Source organism: Kitasatospora sp. NPDC101235 (assembly GCF_044767505.1).
Classification (GTDB): Bacteria; Actinomycetota; Actinomycetes; order Streptomycetales; family Streptomycetaceae; genus Kitasatospora.
Genome location: NZ_JBIWNZ010000028.1, coordinates 39030 through 53925 on the forward strand (window position 1 = coordinate 39030; position 14896 = coordinate 53925).

15 protein-coding genes are annotated in these 14896 nt (G+C 74.9%); 6 read left to right on the plus strand and 9 right to left on the minus strand.

What is annotated here, in order from left to right:
- Positions 1–70: 70 nt before the first annotated feature.
- A complete protein-coding gene (locus ACIRRH_RS34145; RefSeq protein ID WP_403075195.1) occupies positions 71–745 on the minus strand; it encodes a hypothetical protein in 675 nt (224 codons plus the stop codon).
- A gap of 155 nt (positions 746–900) precedes the next feature.
- On the opposite strand from ACIRRH_RS34145, the gene ACIRRH_RS34150 reads away from it, so the two are divergent.
- Positions 901–1779, plus strand: a complete 879-nt coding sequence (locus tag ACIRRH_RS34150; RefSeq protein WP_403075198.1) for a CHAD domain-containing protein — start codon at positions 901–903, stop codon at positions 1777–1779.
- A gap of 148 nt (positions 1780–1927) precedes the next feature.
- Here the strand turns inward: ACIRRH_RS34150 and ACIRRH_RS34155 are convergent, their stop codons facing one another.
- Positions 1928–2716 (minus strand): uracil-DNA glycosylase, encoded by a 789-nt coding sequence (locus ACIRRH_RS34155; RefSeq protein ID WP_403075200.1) that lies wholly within the window; start codon positions 2714–2716, stop codon positions 1928–1930.
- 160 nt (positions 2717–2876) lie between these two features.
- Between ACIRRH_RS34155 and ACIRRH_RS34160 the strand changes: the two genes are divergently transcribed.
- Both ACIRRH_RS34160 and ACIRRH_RS34165 read left to right on the plus strand, forming a co-directional pair.
- Complete coding sequence (locus ACIRRH_RS34160) at positions 2877–3869, plus strand: slipin family protein (RefSeq protein WP_403075202.1); 993 nt, start codon at positions 2877–2879, stop codon at positions 3867–3869.
- A 101-nt stretch (positions 3870–3970) separates the two neighbouring features.
- Positions 3971–4420, plus strand: a complete 450-nt coding sequence (locus ACIRRH_RS34165; protein WP_403075205.1) for a CBS domain-containing protein — start codon at positions 3971–3973, stop codon at positions 4418–4420.
- An 80-nt stretch (positions 4421–4500) separates the two neighbouring features.
- Here the strand turns inward: ACIRRH_RS34165 and ACIRRH_RS34170 are convergent, their stop codons facing one another.
- The 3 genes from ACIRRH_RS34170 to ACIRRH_RS34180 all read right to left on the minus strand — a co-directional run bounded on the left by ACIRRH_RS34170 (position 4501) and on the right by ACIRRH_RS34180 (position 6500).
- Positions 4501–5331 carry an SDR family NAD(P)-dependent oxidoreductase gene (locus ACIRRH_RS34170; RefSeq protein ID WP_403075208.1) on the minus strand — a complete coding sequence of 277 codons (831 nt, stop codon included), beginning with the start codon at positions 5329–5331 and terminating at the stop codon, positions 4501–4503.
- Between the two features lie 103 nt (positions 5332–5434).
- Positions 5435–5845 (minus strand): PaaI family thioesterase, encoded by a 411-nt coding sequence (locus ACIRRH_RS34175; protein ID WP_403075211.1) that lies wholly within the window; start codon positions 5843–5845, stop codon positions 5435–5437.
- Between the two features lie 31 nt (positions 5846–5876).
- Complete coding sequence (locus tag ACIRRH_RS34180) at positions 5877–6500, minus strand: TetR/AcrR family transcriptional regulator (RefSeq protein WP_403075214.1); 624 nt, start codon at positions 6498–6500, stop codon at positions 5877–5879.
- Between the two features lie 67 nt (positions 6501–6567).
- Between ACIRRH_RS34180 and ACIRRH_RS34185 the strand changes: the two genes are divergently transcribed.
- Positions 6568–7077, plus strand: a complete 510-nt coding sequence (locus ACIRRH_RS34185; RefSeq protein ID WP_403075217.1) for a DUF1453 domain-containing protein — start codon at positions 6568–6570, stop codon at positions 7075–7077.
- Between the two features lie 42 nt (positions 7078–7119).
- A complete protein-coding gene (locus tag ACIRRH_RS34190; RefSeq protein ID WP_403075220.1) occupies positions 7120–7626 on the plus strand; it encodes a hypothetical protein in 507 nt (168 codons plus the stop codon).
- Here the strand turns inward: ACIRRH_RS34190 and ACIRRH_RS34195 are convergent.
- The 4 genes from ACIRRH_RS34195 to ACIRRH_RS34210 form a co-directional block, all read right to left on the minus strand.
- Positions 7623–10559 (minus strand): FAD-binding and (Fe-S)-binding domain-containing protein, encoded by a 2937-nt coding sequence (locus tag ACIRRH_RS34195; RefSeq protein ID WP_403075223.1) that lies wholly within the window; start codon positions 10557–10559, stop codon positions 7623–7625. The two genes, ACIRRH_RS34190 and ACIRRH_RS34195, sit on opposite strands and share 4 nt — an antisense overlap.
- Positions 10560–10722: 163 nt before the next feature.
- A complete protein-coding gene (locus ACIRRH_RS34200) occupies positions 10723–11727 on the minus strand; it encodes a glycosyltransferase family 2 protein (RefSeq protein WP_403075225.1) in 1005 nt (334 codons plus the stop codon).
- A gap of 202 nt (positions 11728–11929) precedes the next feature.
- Complete coding sequence (locus tag ACIRRH_RS34205) at positions 11930–12571, minus strand: transglycosylase SLT domain-containing protein (RefSeq protein ID WP_403075228.1); 642 nt, start codon at positions 12569–12571, stop codon at positions 11930–11932.
- A gap of 536 nt (positions 12572–13107) precedes the next feature.
- Positions 13108–13941 (minus strand): EI24 domain-containing protein, encoded by an 834-nt coding sequence (locus ACIRRH_RS34210; RefSeq protein ID WP_403075230.1) that lies wholly within the window; start codon positions 13939–13941, stop codon positions 13108–13110.
- A gap of 141 nt (positions 13942–14082) precedes the next feature.
- On the opposite strand from ACIRRH_RS34210, the gene ACIRRH_RS34215 reads away from it, so the two are divergent.
- A complete protein-coding gene (locus ACIRRH_RS34215; protein WP_403075231.1) occupies positions 14083–14871 on the plus strand; it encodes a S1 family peptidase in 789 nt (262 codons plus the stop codon).
- The last annotated feature ends 25 nt before the right edge of the window (positions 14872–14896 follow it).

Consider the following 14896-nt stretch of genomic DNA (forward strand, 5'->3'; position numbering starts at 1 on the left):
GTCGTGCGCACTGCCTGCGGGCGTACCGGGGCCGTTCGGCCGGGTACGGGGGATCGGACGGGACGGTCGATCAGCAGGCAGGCGCGAAGGCGGGCGGGCCACGCCGGGGCGCCGGGCTCAGCACGACGTCCTCGCGGCGCGGCCGGGCGCGGTCCGACACCGGCAGCGGCACCCGCAGCACCGGACGCACCGGAGCCGGGAGCAGCAGGACGACCAGGGCACGCAGCGGGCCGGCCAGCGACTCGCGCAGGGCGCGCAGCGCCAGGGCCAGGCCGGACAGGGCGGCATCGCCCATCCGCAGCCAGGCCGAGGCCGCCAGGGCGATCACCAGGTGCACCAGCAGGAGCAGCAGCTGGGTCGCGGCGGGCGCCAACTGTCCGACGTGGCCCAACGGGCCGTCCAGCAGCGAGCCGTCCACCGAACCGCCGCCGCAGACCAGCAGGTTCACCCCGCGTGCGGGCACCTGACCGGTCAGCACCGGCGAACAGCTGGTCTGGCCCAGGTTGAACGTGGTGTTGAGCAGCAGTTCGACCGGCACCATCACGCCGGAGATGTGCAGCATCCGCCGCTCCCCGCCGGCCAGCATGGCCGCGACCAGGAAGACGACGGCACCGGCCGAGGCCACCAGCGACAGCGGCAGCGGGCGGCCCGTGATGACCACCTGGCCCAACGCGGCCATCGGCACGGCGAGCGCGGTGAACACCGCGGCCCGCAGGGCCCTGGTCGCGTGGGAGGAGGTCGTCACGCTCCGGAGTATGCCATGGCACTCACATCCGGCACGAGGGCCCGTAGGTCCCTGGTGTGGCTGATGTGCCCTCAGTAGCCTGCGGGGTCGACAGCTGCCGTACCTGGATTAGCCTGGAAGGCGTTCCCGCCGACCCGAAGAGGGGGCGAGCGCGCATGACGGAACCCGAGACCACGGTGGGGCAGGTGCTGCTGGCCCGCATCGAGGCGCAGGCGGTGGTGCTGGCCGGTCTGGACGACGCCGTCCGGGCGGACGAGCCGGACGCCGTGCACCGGATGCGGGTCGCCTGCCGGCGGCTGCGCAGCGCCCTGCAGACCTTCCGGCGGCTGTTCACCCCCGGCGCCACCGACGACCTGGTCGCCGAGCTGCGCTGGCTCGCCGCCGCCCTCGGCGGGGCGCGGGACCGCGAGGTGCTGGCCGAACGGCTGGTCGCCCAGGCCCGCGAGCTGCCCGCCGAGTGCGAGCCGCAGCGGGTCGCCGCCGCGCTGGAGCAGTGGGGCGAGGCCGAGTACCGCGAGGTCTGGCCCGAGGTGGTCGCCGCCCTCGACAGCCCTCGCCGCCGGGCCCTCGGCGAGGCCATCGCGATCCTCCTCGCGGACCCGCCGCTGCGCCCGCGCGCCGGCCGTGGCGCCGTCCGGGAGCTCTCCCGGATCGCCGCCCGGGAGCAGAGCCGTACCGCCGAACGCGTCCGCACCGCCCTCGCCGCCGCCCCCGGGGAGCGGAACGCCGCGCTTCACCAGGCCCGCAAGGCGGCCAAGCGCGCCCGCTACGCCGGTGAGACCGCCGTCCCGGTGGCCGGTGCCCGTGCCGAGCGCTACGCCCGGCGGATGAAGGCCGTCCAGGAGGTGCTGGGCGACCACCAGGACGCCGTGGTCGCCGCGAGCACTCTCGTCGCCCACGCGGGGAGCGGTGGCGAGCCCTTCGGCTACGGCGCCCTGTACGGCCGCCAGCTGGCCATGGAGGAGGCCACGGGGCGACGGCTGCCGGACGTGTGGCGGCGGGCGGGCAAGCGGAAGCTGCCCCGGTTCGGGTAGGGCCTGTCCTGCGGCCGCCCTCGCACCACCGGTCGGACCGTGGTCGAGCCCGGTGCGTGCGAGGGCTACCGCGGCACGGTGGCGGTCCGGGACCGGGCCTCTCCGCCGGCTGCGGCGAAGACGTGTCGGGTGGGGCTGTCGGGCCGCGCTACCGGGGGTCGAGCCCTGCCGAGCGGGCCGCTTCGCGCAGCAGGTCCCGGAGCATCGCGGTGGTCAGCCGGCCGGTGTTCGTGTTGCGCGGGCTCACGTGGTAGCAGCCGTACATCCGCAGGTCCGGGCCGCCGTCGCGGGCCGGGAAGACGGCCACGGCGGCGTGGGCGAAGACGGGGCGGGGGCGGGGGACCTGCCAGCCGGCGTCCGCGATGACCGGCAGCATGGCCTGCCAGGCGAAGCCGCCGAGGGCGACGACGGTGCGTACGGTGGGCCGCAGCAGCTGGAGTTCGCGGGTGATCCAGGGCCGGCAGGTGTCGCGTTCGGCGGTGCTGGGCTTGTTGTCGGGCGGCGCGCAGCGGACCGGGTCGGTGATCCGGACGCCGGACAGCTCCAGGCCGTCGCCGTGGCGGACGGACTCGGGGCGGTTGGCGAGCCCGAGGTCGTACAGGGCGGCGTAGAGCAGGTCGCCGGAGGGGTCGCCGGTGAAGATCCGGCCGGTGCGGTTGGCGCCGTGGGCGGCGGGGGCGAGGCCGACCAGGACGAGCGGGGCGTCCGGCGGGCCGAAGCCGGGGATGGGGCGGGCCCAGTAGTCCCAGTCCTGGTAGGCGCGGCGCTTGGTCCGGGCGGTCTCCTCGCGCCACTGCACCAGGCGCGGGCAGGCCCGGCAGCCGGTGACGACACGGTCCAGCGCGGCGAGTCCGACGGTCCGGGCGGCGGCCTCGGCGGGGTGGCGGGGGTCGTCGGGGTCGTCGGCGGGGGAGGGAGGCACGGCCACGGTCGGCATGGCCAAGATCCTAGGCGCTGCGGCACGTTCGTTCCGGCGTCGTCCGGGCAGGCGTAGCGTGGAACCAGTTGCGGAATCAGTTGCTCCGGCGGTAGCCGGCCGGTCCGGGTCGGCGACGGCCGGGCGCGCCGGTGTGCGCACAGGCCGCGAGGAGGCCGCGATGATCGTCGATGCGGTGCTGGGTTCCCTCGGAGCGCTCGCCGGGCTGGGGGCGATCTGGGCGAGCATGAGCATCCGGGTCGTCCAGCAGTTCCAGAAGGGCGTGGTGTTCCGCTTCGGGAGGGTGCGCGACGAGGTGCGCGGACCCGGGCTGGTGGCGCTGCTGCCGATCGCGGACCGGCTGCGCAAGGTGAACGTGCAGATCGTGACGATGCCGATCCCGGCGCAGGAGGGCATCACCCGGGACAACGTGACCGTACGGGTGGACGCGGTGGTCTACTTCCGGGTGGTGGACGCGGTGAAGGCCACCGTCAACGTGCAGGACTACAACTTCGCGATCTCCCAGGTCGCGCAGACCTCGCTGCGCTCGATCATCGGCAAGAGCGAGCTGGACGACCTGCTGGCCAACCGCGAACCGATCAACCAGGGGCTGGAGTTGATGATCGACAGCCCGGCGCTGGGCTGGGGCATCGAGATCGACCGGGTGGAGATCAAGGACGTCGCGCTGCCGGAGTCGATGAAGCGCTCGATCGCCCGGCAGGCGGAGGCCGAGCGCGAGCGGCGGGCCCGGATCATCACGGCGGACGGTGAGTACCAGGCCTCGGAGCGGCTGTCGGAGGCCGCTGCGGTGATGAGTGCGACCCCGACCGCGCTCCAGCTGCGGCTGTTGCAGACCGTGGTGGAGGTGGCGGCGGAGAAGAACTCGACACTGGTGCTGCCGTTCCCGGTGGAGCTGCTGCGCTTCCTGGACAGCGCGACGGAGGTGCAGCAGCGGAACCTGCTGACGGCCGCGGCGGCCGCGGCCGGGGCGAAGGCCGTGGAGGAGGCGGTGGAGAGCGGCGAGGTGCCGGAGGAGGAGCTCGAACCGGACCAGCCCAGGCACGAACTCCAGCCCCTGAAGGAGGTGTTGGAGAAGTTGCCGCTGGACCGTCCGGAGTCGCCGGACGGCCGGGTCGAGCGGGGCGGCCCCACCGGGCCGGACCACGACGCCTGAGCGCGCCGCTGGGTCTCCCGGGCGCGCCGGCCCCGGTGGCGTCGGCCATCCGCGCGGACCACCATGGACGAGGGGAGGGAACCAGGTGCAGGAGGCGGACCATGACCAGAGCCAGCGACATCATGCACCCGGGCGCGGAGTGCATCCGCGAGCACGAGACGCTCGCGGCCGCCGCCCGGATCATGCGGGAACGCGACGTGGGTGCCCTGCCCATCTGTGGGGCGGGCGACAAGCTCTTGGGGATCGTGACCGACCGCGACATCGTGCTGCGCTGCGTCGCCGAGGGCCGTGACCCGGCGTCGGTGACGGCGGGCGAGCTGGCGCAGGGGCGGCCGATGACGGTGGAGGCGGACGAGGACTGCGAGCAGGTGCTGCGGGTGATGGAGCAGTACCAGGTGCGCCGGCTGCCGGTGATCAACCACCCGGAGCACAAGCTGGTCGGCATGATCAGCGAGGCGGACATCGCGCGCGGTCTGCCGCAGGCGCGGGTCGCCGAGTTCGTCTCGGCGGTCTGTGCGGAGGAGGCACCGGCGGGGTCCGCCCAGGGCTGACACCGCACGCGGGCAGGGCCGGCACCGCACGCGGGCCGCGGCCCCCGACCGAGGACAGGCGGGGGCCGCAGGCGTGCCGGTCAGGAGGCCGGGACGGTGGGGCCGTGTGCCTCGACCGAGAGCTCCGCCCATGCGGCCCAGGTGGTGAGGCGGTCGGCGTAGACCTGCTGGACCATCGGGTGGCCCTGGGTGCCGAAGAACACCCGCAGCGGCGGCTGTTCGGCGTCGACGAGCCGGAGCAGGGCCCGGCCCGCCGCGGCCGGGTCGCCGAGGTCGAGCGACTGCGCGTAGGCGGCGAAGGCGTCGCGCAGCGCGTCGTAGTGCGGGTCGGCCCCGGCGCGCACGGCGGAGGCGGTCGCGTCGGTGGCGTAGCTGCCGGGCTCGACCACCGTCACCTTGACGCCGAACCCGGCGACCTCCTGGGCGAGTGCCTCGCTCAGGCCCTCCAGCGCCCACTTGGAGGCGCAGTACCCGCCGCCGAGCGGGAACGCGGCGACGCCGGCGACCGAGGAGATCTGGACGATGTGCCCGGAGCCCTGCGCGCGCAGCAGGGGCAGCGCGGCCTGGACGACCCGCAGCGGGCCGAACAGGTTGGTGTCCAGCTGGTCGCGCAGCAGCTCCTCGGAGAGCTCCTCGACGGCGCCGGACAGGCCGTAGCCGGCGTTGTTCACGATCACGTCGAGCCGGCCGAAGTGCGCGTGTGCCTGCCGCACACCGCGGTCGACGGCGGCCCGGTCGGTCACGTCCAGCGGGAGCGGGAGCACCGCGTCCCCGTGGGCGGCGACCAGGGCGGCGAGGTTCTCGGCGTTCCGGGCGGTCGCGGCCACCCGGTCGCCACGGGACAGTGCCGCCTCGACGAAGGCGCGGCCGAGGCCGCGGGACGAGCCGGTGACGAACCAGACCTTGCTCATGTTTTCCGCTCCACTGTGTCCGATGACTTGGTACTGGCATCAAGACACCGGCGGGCGCGCTGGTGTGACACCCGGGTGCGGAATCCGGGGGCGGGCGGTCAGGTCACCCCAGGGCGTAGACGGCGGTGGCGTGGGCGGCGGGATCCTCGGCGCCCTCGGGGGTGAGGGCGATGTCGAGGAAGGCGATCCGGCGGCCGAGTTTGGTGATCCGGGCGTGCACCAGCACGTCCTGGGCGAGGACCGCGCGCTGGAAGGTGGTGGACTGCTGGACGGTGGTCATCGGGCCGAAGCCGCCGCGGGCCGACGCGACGGCGATCACGCAGGCCGTGTCGGCGGCGGCCATCAGCGCCTGGCCGGACAGCCCGCCGCCCCCGCGGGCGAGCCGGTCGGACCAGGGCAGGCGCAGGACGGCGTGGCGCTCGCCGGTCTCGGCGGTCGACAGGCCCAGGGCCTGTACCCAGGGGGCGAAGTGGTCGGTCAGGAGCTTGTCCGCCTCGGTGGTGGTGAGGGTCACCGCGCCATTGTGCCGGAGGGCCGACGCGGTGTCAGGAGGTCGGCGCGGCCAAGGTGTCGAGGTGGCGGCGCAGTACCGCGCGCAGCTCGTCCGGGCCGACCAGGTCGGGGTGCTGGACGGCCTGGAGGGTGAGGCCGTCCAGCAGGGCGGAGAGCCTGCGGGTCTCGACGTCGAGGTCGAGGCCGGGGGCCAGAGCGCCGGAGCGTTCGGCCTCGGCGAGGACGCGTCGGACCAGGTCGTCCAGTCCGGCCTGCATCTCGGCGGCGCGGGGCCGCAGGTCGGGCCGGGTCCGGGCGGCGGTGACGAAGGAGAGCCAGAGCGCGGACTCCTCCCGCCGCCCGGCGTCCAGCGGGAGGGTCTCGGCGAGCAGCCGGACGGTCCGCTCGCGGCGGTCGGTGCCGGCGGCGGCCGGGTCGAGCAGGGCGGCGGCGTGGACGCGGACGCGGGCCTCGATCCGGTGGGCCAGCTCACGCATCGCGAAGATCATCAGCTCCGAGCTGCCGGCGAAGTAGTGCCGCACCGAGCCGATGGCCAGCCCGGCCTCCTCGGCGACGTTGCGCAGTGAGGCGTGCTCCAGCCCTTCCCGGGCCGCGACGCGCAGGACGGCGTCGGCGACGGCCTGGCGGCGTTCGGCGGGGTCGACGATCTTCGGCATGTTGCCGTTATAGCACGGACGAGCTAAATTGCTGATTTAGCACGGTCGAGCTACGAAAATTGGGGGAGTGGACGTGAACGGCTGGGTGCACGTGGGACTGATCGCCGTCGTGGTCGTGGTGGTGGTGATCCGGCGGCTGCGTGGCGAACCGCTCAACGCCCGGGACCTCTTCGCGCCTCCGGTGGTGCTCACCGGCCTCGGCGTGTGGGCGCTCGCGCAGCGGCACGGCCTCGGCGCGGCCGACTACGGCTGGATCGCGGCGGGCGCCGCGCTCGGCGTCGCGCTGGGGGCGGTGCGCGGCGCCACCATCCGGGTCTACGAGCGGGAGGGCGTGCTGTGGCAGCGCTACACGGGGCGGACCTTCCTGGTCGCGGCGCTGTCGCTGGGCGTGATGGCCGGCTTCGCCATGCTCGCCGCCCACTTCGGCCTGGCCCCGGACGCCCGGCCGGTCCAGCTGTCGATCGGCGTGGGCTTCCTGGGGGAGGCGCTGGTGGTGGGCCTCCGGGCGGTCTCCTCGGGGACTCCGTTCGCGCCGGAGCGGCGGGATTCGAACCCCTTGGACCGGTTCCGGCGGTAACTTTGGTTGTCGAGAATGAGTTCAGCAACTATGGTTGTCGACATGACGACCATGGAGATCCCCCACGAGGAGCAGGCCGAGCTGGCCAAGGCCCTCCTCGACGCGCTCGACCCCCTCGCCGCCGCCGTACGCGCCCGCGCGACCGGCCTGCCCGCGGAACGGATGTGGAACGCCGAGCCGGTCGAGGTCGCCCTCTCCGTACTGTCCACCTGGAAGCTGGTCGACGCCGAGGTCAAGCGGCTCGCCGCGGTCGCGGCCGCCACCGCGGGCTCCTACGGCGCCAGCTACGAGCAGCTCGGCGCCGCCTGGGGCATCACCCGGCAGGGTGCCCGGAAGAAGTGGCCGGAGGCCGTCAGTCGCCCGACGGCGCGGCCCGGATCGCTCGAACTGTTCGGCGGCACCGCCGAGTTGGCCGAGAACGAGGCCTCCGGCGGCTGGCGCTGGACGGCCACCGGCGCGGACGGGGAACGCGGCGAGGCGGCCACCGGCCACCGGACCCGCGAGGAGGCCGCGGCGCACGCCGGGGCCTTCCTCGCCGCACACGGCTAGGGCCGGCCCCGCAGCTCCCGGGCGATCAGCTCCGCCAGGTGCAGGGCCTGCCGCCCGTCGGCGAGTTGGGCGATCTGGGTGCGGCAGCTGAAGCCGTCCGCCAGAACCACCGTCTTTGGCCCGGCGGCCCGGACCGCGGGAAGCAGCACCCGCTCCGCGATGGCCTCGGACACCTCGAAGTGTCCCCGCTCGAAGCCGAAGTCGCCCGCCAGGCCGCAGCAGCCGGAGTCCAGCACCCGGCTGTTCAGGCCGAGCCGCGCCTCCACCCGGCGGTCGGCGGCGCTGCCGAGCACCGCGTGCTGGTGGCAGTGGGTCTGGGTGACGGCGTCCAGCCGGATCCGGGGGAGCGGGGCGTCCGGGGCGTACTCGTCGAGGAACTCGGCGAAGGTGCGGATGCGGTCGGCGAGCGGGCGGCCCTCGGCGCCGAGCAGCCGGGGCAGGTCCTCGCGCAGGGTCGCGGTGCAGCTCGGGTCCAGGCCGACCACGGGGGTGTCGGCCGTCGGCCCGTCGGCCGCCCGCCCGTCCGCGCCGAGCACCCGCAGGCTGCGCCGCAACACCCTTCGGGCGGTGCCGAGTTGGCCGGTCGAGTACCAGGTGAGGCCGCAGCACACCGGGCCCGAGGGCAGCCGGACGTCGAAGCCCAGGTGCTCCAGCACCTCGACGGCCGAACGCAGCACGTTCGGCTGGAGGCGGTCGGAGAAGGTGTCCGGCCACAGCAGCACCGGCCGGGCGCCCGCCGGGGCAGGGTGCGCGGCGCGGTGCCGCCGGTACCAGGCGGTGAAGGTCTCCGGCGGGAAGACCGGCAGCACCCGGCGCCGGTCGATCCCGCCGAGCCGTTTGAGCAGCCCGCCGGCCCGGGAGTGGGCGAGCGTGTTGGCGGCCCCGGGCGCGAGCGCGACGGCACGCAGCCAGAGCGGCAGCCAGCCCATCGAGTAGTGCGCGAGCGGGCGCGGCCGGTGCCGGTAGTGCTGGTACAGGAACTCGGACTTGTAGGTCGCCATGTCGACGTGGACCGGGCAGTCGCTCGCGCAGCCCTTGCAGCTCAGGCAGAGGTCCAGCGCCTCCCGGACCTCCTCCGAGCGCCAGCCGTCCGGGATCGCGCCGCCGGCCCGGCGGCCGGCAGGTGTCCCCATCCCCCGCAGCATCTCGGCGAGCAGCCGGGCCCGCCCCCGGGTGGAGTGCCGCTCCTCGCCGGTGGCCAGGTAGCTCGGGCACATCACCCCGCTGCCCGGGGCGACGCACTTGGCGACGCCCACGCAGCGGTGCACCGCCTCGACCAGGCTGCCGCCGTCCCGCTCGTACGGGAGCGCCAGCGGCAGCGTGCCGCGCGGGGCGGTGACGAAGCGCAGGTCGGCGTCGAGCGGGCGGGGATCGACCAGGGCGCCCGGGTTGAGCAGGTTCTCCGGGTCCCAGATCCGCTTGAACCGGCCGAAGAGGTCGATGACTTCGGGCGGGTACATGCGCGGCAGCAGCTCGGCCCGGGCCTGTCCGTCGCCGTGCTCGCCGGAGAGCGAACCGCCGTACGAGACCGCCAGATCGGCCGCCTGCTCCAGGAACTCCCGGAAGACCAGCACCCCTTGGGGCTCGTCCAGCGGGAAGTCGATCCGCAGGTGCACGCAGCCGTCGCCGAAGTGCCCGTACGGGACGCCGTGCAGGCTGTGCCGGCGCAGCAGGGCGCGCAGGTCCCGCAGGTAGTCGCCGAGCCGCTCGGGCGGGACGGCGGAGTCCTCCCAGCCGGGCCAGGCCTGGCCGCCCCCGGGCAGCCGGGTGACGATCCCCGCGCCCGACTCCCGGACGGCCCACAGCTGGCGCTGCTCGACCGGGTCGGTGACCAGCGCGACGGTGGCCGAGCGCTCGCGGCGCACCGCGTCGGCGAGCCGGCGGGCGGCCTGGTAGGCGGCCAACGGGGTGTCGCCGCCGGTCTCCAGGAACAGCCAGCACTCGCCGTCGGGCAGCCGGTCCAGCGCCGGCGGGCGGGGCCCGGCGGCGAGCAGCGCGGCGATCAGGTCGGCCGCCATGCCCTCGGCGGTCAGCGGGCCGTACGGCAGCAGCGCCGGGACGGCGTCGGCGGCGGCGCCCTCGTCGGGGTAGCCGGCCACCACCAGGGCCCGGGCGGGCGGGTCCTCGACCAGGCGCACGGTGGCGCCGAGCAGCAGCGCGCAGGTGCCCTCGGTGCCGGTGAGCGCCCGGGCCAGGTCGTGGCCGTGCTCGGGCAGCAGCGCGTCCAGCGGGTAGCCGGAGGTGCGGCGGGGCAGCTGCGGCATGCCCTGCCGGATGACGGCGAGATTGTGGTCGGTGAACTCCTGGAGCTCGGTGTGGAGTTGACCGACCCGCCCGGGCCGTGCGGCGAGCGCGGTGCGCTCCCGGGAGGTGAGCCGCCCGCCGACGGTCAGCTCGGTGCCGTCCGCGAGCAGCAGCTCCAGCCGCTCGACGTTGTCGGCGGTGCGCCCCCAGGCGAGCGAGTGCGAGCCGCAGGAGTCGTTGCCGATCATGCCGCCGAGGGTGCAGCGGCTGTGCGTGGACGGGTCGGGGCCGAAGCGCAGCCCGTACGGTTTGGCAGCGCGCTGGAGGTCGTCCAGCACGGTGCCGGGCTCGACGCGCGCGGTGCGGGCCTCCGGGTCGAGTTCCAGCACCGCGCCCAGGTGGCGGCGGAAGTCCAGCACCACCGCGCCCGGGCCGATCGCCTGCCCGCCGATGCTGGTTCCGGCCCCGCGCGCCACCACCGGCACCCGGTGGGCGCGGCAGAGCGCCAGCGCGGTGCGCACGTCGTCGAGGTCGGCGGGCTTGACCACACCGAGCGGCAACTGCCGGTAGTTCGAGGCGTCCTGGCTGTAGACGGTGCGCTCGGCGGCGCCGAAGCGGACCTCGCCGCGCAGCACGGCGGCCAGCTCTCGGGCCAACTCGGCTCCGGGGACGGCGGACGGACGGCTCACCAGGGACCTCCCGGGCGGTGCGGCGACGGCTCCGCCGATGATCGCAGGCTCGCGGCCCGGCGGTGTCGTGTGACACCCTCAACGGCCGTGATCGGCGAACCCGCGGCCGCGGACCCGGCCGGCCCCGACGCCTTCCTCGCCCGCCTGAGACGGGCGGATTGCGCTACTTCCGCCCGGTGAGCGTGCTTCGCGCGATGTGGGAGAGCTTGGCCACCTCGAAGGCCGGGTAGGCGCCGCCCGCCAGCAGCGAGAACTTGACCCCCTCGCGGCCGCCCGGCCGGCGGTGGCCGGGCGGCTGGAAACGGCGGTGGTGCTCGGCGGCGCGGTGGAAGAACTGCGGCCGCTCGGCGCGGGTGACGCAGCCCGCCAGGTCGAAGACGAACAGGTAGTGCCGGATCATCCGGACGAACAGCGCGTCGCGCACCGCGTACAGGTGCGGCTGGTCCTCCAGCAGGGCGAAGCTGCGCTCGTACTGCTCGAACAGGTCGAAGACGCTGCTGCCCGGGCCGCTCGCCGGGTGGACGGTCTCCCGGCGGTGCAGCTGGACGCACTCGCGCGCCAGCACGGCGGCCTTCCGGGCGCCGAGCAGCGCGGCGTGCGCGACCGGGACCTCCTCGTAGCGGCCGGGCGGGAAGGTCAGGCCCAGTTCGGTCCAGTGGCCGCGGCGGACCAGCCGGTCCCAGATCAGCGGCGGTGCGCCGAACAGTGCGGGCCGGTCGAAGGGCGCGAACGGTTCGGGGCCGGCCTCGGCGAGCAGCGCCTCGGCCCCGCCCGGCCAGTCCCGGTCCTGGTGCCGGCGGGAGTGGCCGAACAGCAGCACGTCCACCGGGCCGGTCTGCCTGAGCCGGTCGGCGAGCGTCTGGAGCGCGTCCCGGGGCAGCAGGTGGTCGGCGTCCAGGAACAGCAGGTACTCGCCGGTCGCCCGCGCCGCCCCCGCGTTCCGGCAAGCCCCGACCCCGACCGCCGCGTTCAGGTGCAGCACGGACACCCGCGGGTGCCGGGCCGCGTACGCGTCGGCGAGCCCACCCGCGGTCTCCGGGGAACGGTCGGCGACCACGATCACCTCGATGTCGGCCAGGGACTGCGCGAGCAGCGAGTCCAGGCAGGCGGCGAGCTGGGTGTGCTGGTCGTAGGCGGTGAGCACGACGCTGATCAGGGGTGAGGGCATGACGCCGGAGCGTAAGAGGGCCTGCGAACCGTGGCAAAGCCGTGACGGCCCGTCATTCCGAGCAATCAGTGGCAAATCGTACGAGCGTGCGCCATATCTTCACGCCGCCTTCCGGACGTGTCCACGCCCCCGACCTGGGGTGATGCGCGCCGGGCCCGCGACGCGGGGTGCGTCGCGGGCCCGGGGGCCGAACGGGTTCGGCTCAGTACCAGTGGTGGGCCTGCCAGAACGACCAGGCGGCGCAGGGGCTGCCATAGCGGGTGTTCATGTAGTTCAGGCCCCACTTGATCTGGGTGGCCGGGTTGGTGCGCCAGTCGGCGCCCGCGGAGGCCATCTTGGAGCCGGGCAGGGCCTGGACCAGGCCGTAGGCGCCGGAGGAGGCGTTGACCGCGAGCGGGTTCCAGCTGCTCTCGCGGAACACGATGTTGCTGAAGCACTGGAGCTGGCCGGCCGGCACGATCTGCGCGGCGATCTGCTGCGGGGTGCCGGAGTAGCCGGCCGGCGCGACGGTGAGGTTCTGGCGCTCCTGGGAGCGGGAGGCGGCGGCCTCGGCGTCGGCCTTGGCCTTGGCGTCCGCCTGGGCCTGAGCCTGGGCGGCGGCGTCCGCCTCGGCCTTGGCCTGGGCCTCCTGGGCGGCCTGCTCGGCGGCAGCGGCAGCAGCAGCGGTGTCGGCCTGGCCCTGGCCGGCGACCGGCTTGCCGTCCACCGACACGGCGGCCACGGGGGCGGCGTCGGTGGTGTTCCCCGCCTGCGGGATCGCGAGGGCGGCGGTGGCGGCGCTCGCGACCACGAGGGTGGTGACGCCGGTGATCAGGGAGTTGCGGCGGGCATGGCTGAGCTGCATGAAGCGGACGATCCTTCTCCGTCGGGGGCCGGGCCGGTGGCACCGGGGCGGGGCATCGTGGGGCTCCGGGGGAACGGGGCCCGTGCGGCCGCCCTGGGCGACCGTGGCGCCCCGGCGGAAGCGGCGGGGCGGACGGGCTGCGCGACGGAGGTGGCCGGCCGCGCTGCCTGGCGACGGGCCATTCTTTGCAGGGCCGGGGACGGGTGGCAAAGGCGTCCACTACTACGCGGGATCGTGGTTGCGGGGCGTCCGTGGCGGGCTTCGATGGTCGGTTTGGTGGTATTTGTCCGAATTGTGCGCCGAGGGTCGAAGTCGGGGCGGCTACGACGGATCGCAGGGGCGGCAACCGTGGTGGCCTGTGTTCTTCAGGCGGGGCGAGGCCGCGGGGGGTCCGGCCGGGGTGCCTCGGCGGCGCCGGGGCGGGGGCTCGGGGGTGCCCGTCCACTATCGGGGATCGTGGATGGCGATCCCCCTGTGGGCGGGCTCACACGCGTGCGGGGGCGAGGTCGGCGCAGCGTGACCGGACGGTGACGGCCTCAGGGGGTCGCGTACGGGTTGCCCGGGACGGGCCGCGCGGGGGTGGCGGAGAAGTCGGAGGCCGGGCCCTGCTCCTCCTCCTTCTCCTCCTCCGGTGCGGTCGGGACGAGGTCGCGGGCCAGCAGGGTGGCGCCGGCGACGGCCCCCGGCATGGCGAGCACCGTGACCAGCGGCACCAGGAAGGCCAGCACCAGCGGCGTGCCGAAGCCCAGCGCCAGCCCGAGCCGGGCGCGCAGCAGCCGGATCCGCTCCGGCTGCGGCACCCGGCGCCGCTGCAGGGCGACGGCCGTCAGCTCGACGGTCAGGAAGAAGCCGGACACCAGGAAGCCGAGCACCGGGACCACCGTCTGCCCGACCACCGGGATGAATCCGCAGGCGAACAGCGCCACGCCGAACGCGGCCACCCGCACCAGCACGTACACGCTGTCGCGCACCGCGATCAGCAGCTCCCGCCAGAGCGGGGTGTCCGGCGGGGTGGGCGCGCCGCCCTCGGTCTCGTCGACCTTGGCGCAGAGCGCCTCGTAGAAGGGCTGTCCGACCAGCAGGGTGACGGCGGTGAAGGTGAGCAGGGAGAACAGCAGGCCGCCGCCGAAGAACAGCGCCGCGAGGGTGTCGCGCAGCAGGCCCCGCCAGGGGGAGGACCAGTGGTCGGCGAACGGGGTGGCCCAGTCCGCGAGATCCAGGGACCAGGCGCCGAGGAAGGCGAGCGCGACGACGTAGCCGACCAGGGCGAGCAGGGCCGGCAGCATCCCGAAGCCCCACCAGCGGCCGTGCCGGCCCACCCATTTCTGGCCCTCGATCAGGTACTTCGTCCCCGCCACAAGATCTCGCATGGGCGATCACCCTAGGGCCTCCGTGCCCGGAACCTCGCATTGCCGTGTTCCTGCCAGTTTCGACCGGCAAGGCCCGGTCCTTCCTGTCGCGGCGCCCGCCGGGCCACTCTCGGTGGTCCCCACCTGTCAAGGAGGAGTCCGATGAAGCGTCAACTCGGCAGGCTGATGAGCCTGTTGGCCGGCCTGGTGCTCGGCGCCGGCCTGCTCGTACTGCCCGCCGCCGCATCGCCCGCACCGTCCCCCGGTGTGGTCGGCGGCGCGCGGGCGGCGCAGGGCGAGTTCCCGTTCATGGCGCGGCTCTCGATGGGCTGCGGCGGCGCGCTCTACACCTCGCAGATCGTGCTCACCGCCGCCCACTGCGTCGACGGCACCGGCCCCGACAGCAGCATCACCGCCACCTTCGGGGCGGTCGACCTGCGCAGCGGCGCCGCGATCAAGGTCCGCTCCTCGTACGTCTACCAGTCGCCGGCCTTCACCGGCGCCGAGAACGGCGACGACTGGGCGCTGATCAAGCTGGCCTCGCCGGTGAACAGCAGCCTGGTCAGCACCCTGCCGATCGCCACCTCCACCGCCTACGACAACGGCACCTTCACCATCATGGGCTGGGGCGCCGCGAGCGAGGGCGGCGCGCAGCAGCGGTACCTGCTCAAGGCCACCGTGCCGTTCGTCGACGACGCCACCTGCGCCGGTGCCTACCCGGGCCTGAACAGCGCCGGCTCGCTCTGCGCGGGCTACGTCGCCCAGGGCGGCGTCGACACCTGCCAGGGCGACTCGGGCGGCCCGATGATCCGCCGGGACGCGGCGGGCCGCTGGATCCAGGTCGGCATCGTCAGCTGGGGCAACGGCTGCGCCCGCGCGGGCTACCCGGGCGTCTACACCCAGGTGAGCACGTATGCGGCGGCCATCGCCTCGGCGGCGGCCGGCCTCTGAGCCGACCCGCAGGGGCCGAAGGGCC

Excerpts from the sequence above, each read along its gene's own strand:
- ACIRRH_RS34150 (WP_403075198.1), top strand. The coding sequence starts at position 901 with ATGACGGAACCCGAGACCACGGTGGGGCAGGTGCTGCTGGCCCGCATC.
- ACIRRH_RS34155 (WP_403075200.1), bottom strand. The coding sequence starts at position 2,716 with ATGCCGACCGTGGCCGTGCCTCCCTCCCCCGCCGACGACCCCGACGAC.
- ACIRRH_RS34160 (WP_403075202.1), top strand. The coding sequence starts at position 2,877 with ATGATCGTCGATGCGGTGCTGGGTTCCCTCGGAGCGCTCGCCGGGCTG.
- ACIRRH_RS34165 (WP_403075205.1), top strand. The coding sequence starts at position 3,971 with ATGACCAGAGCCAGCGACATCATGCACCCGGGCGCGGAGTGCATCCGC.
- ACIRRH_RS34190 (WP_403075220.1), top strand. The coding sequence starts at position 7,120 with ATGACGACCATGGAGATCCCCCACGAGGAGCAGGCCGAGCTGGCCAAG.
- ACIRRH_RS34205 (WP_403075228.1), bottom strand. The coding sequence starts at position 12,571 with ATGCAGCTCAGCCATGCCCGCCGCAACTCCCTGATCACCGGCGTCACC.
- ACIRRH_RS34180 (WP_403075214.1), bottom strand. The coding sequence starts at position 6,500 with ATGCCGAAGATCGTCGACCCCGCCGAACGCCGCCAGGCCGTCGCCGAC.
- ACIRRH_RS34200 (WP_403075225.1), bottom strand. The coding sequence starts at position 11,727 with ATGCCCTCACCCCTGATCAGCGTCGTGCTCACCGCCTACGACCAGCAC.
- ACIRRH_RS34210 (WP_403075230.1), bottom strand. The coding sequence starts at position 13,941 with ATGCGAGATCTTGTGGCGGGGACGAAGTACCTGATCGAGGGCCAGAAA.
- ACIRRH_RS34170 (WP_403075208.1), bottom strand. The coding sequence starts at position 5,331 with ATGAGCAAGGTCTGGTTCGTCACCGGCTCGTCCCGCGGCCTCGGCCGC.
- ACIRRH_RS34215 (WP_403075231.1), top strand. The coding sequence starts at position 14,083 with ATGAAGCGTCAACTCGGCAGGCTGATGAGCCTGTTGGCCGGCCTGGTG.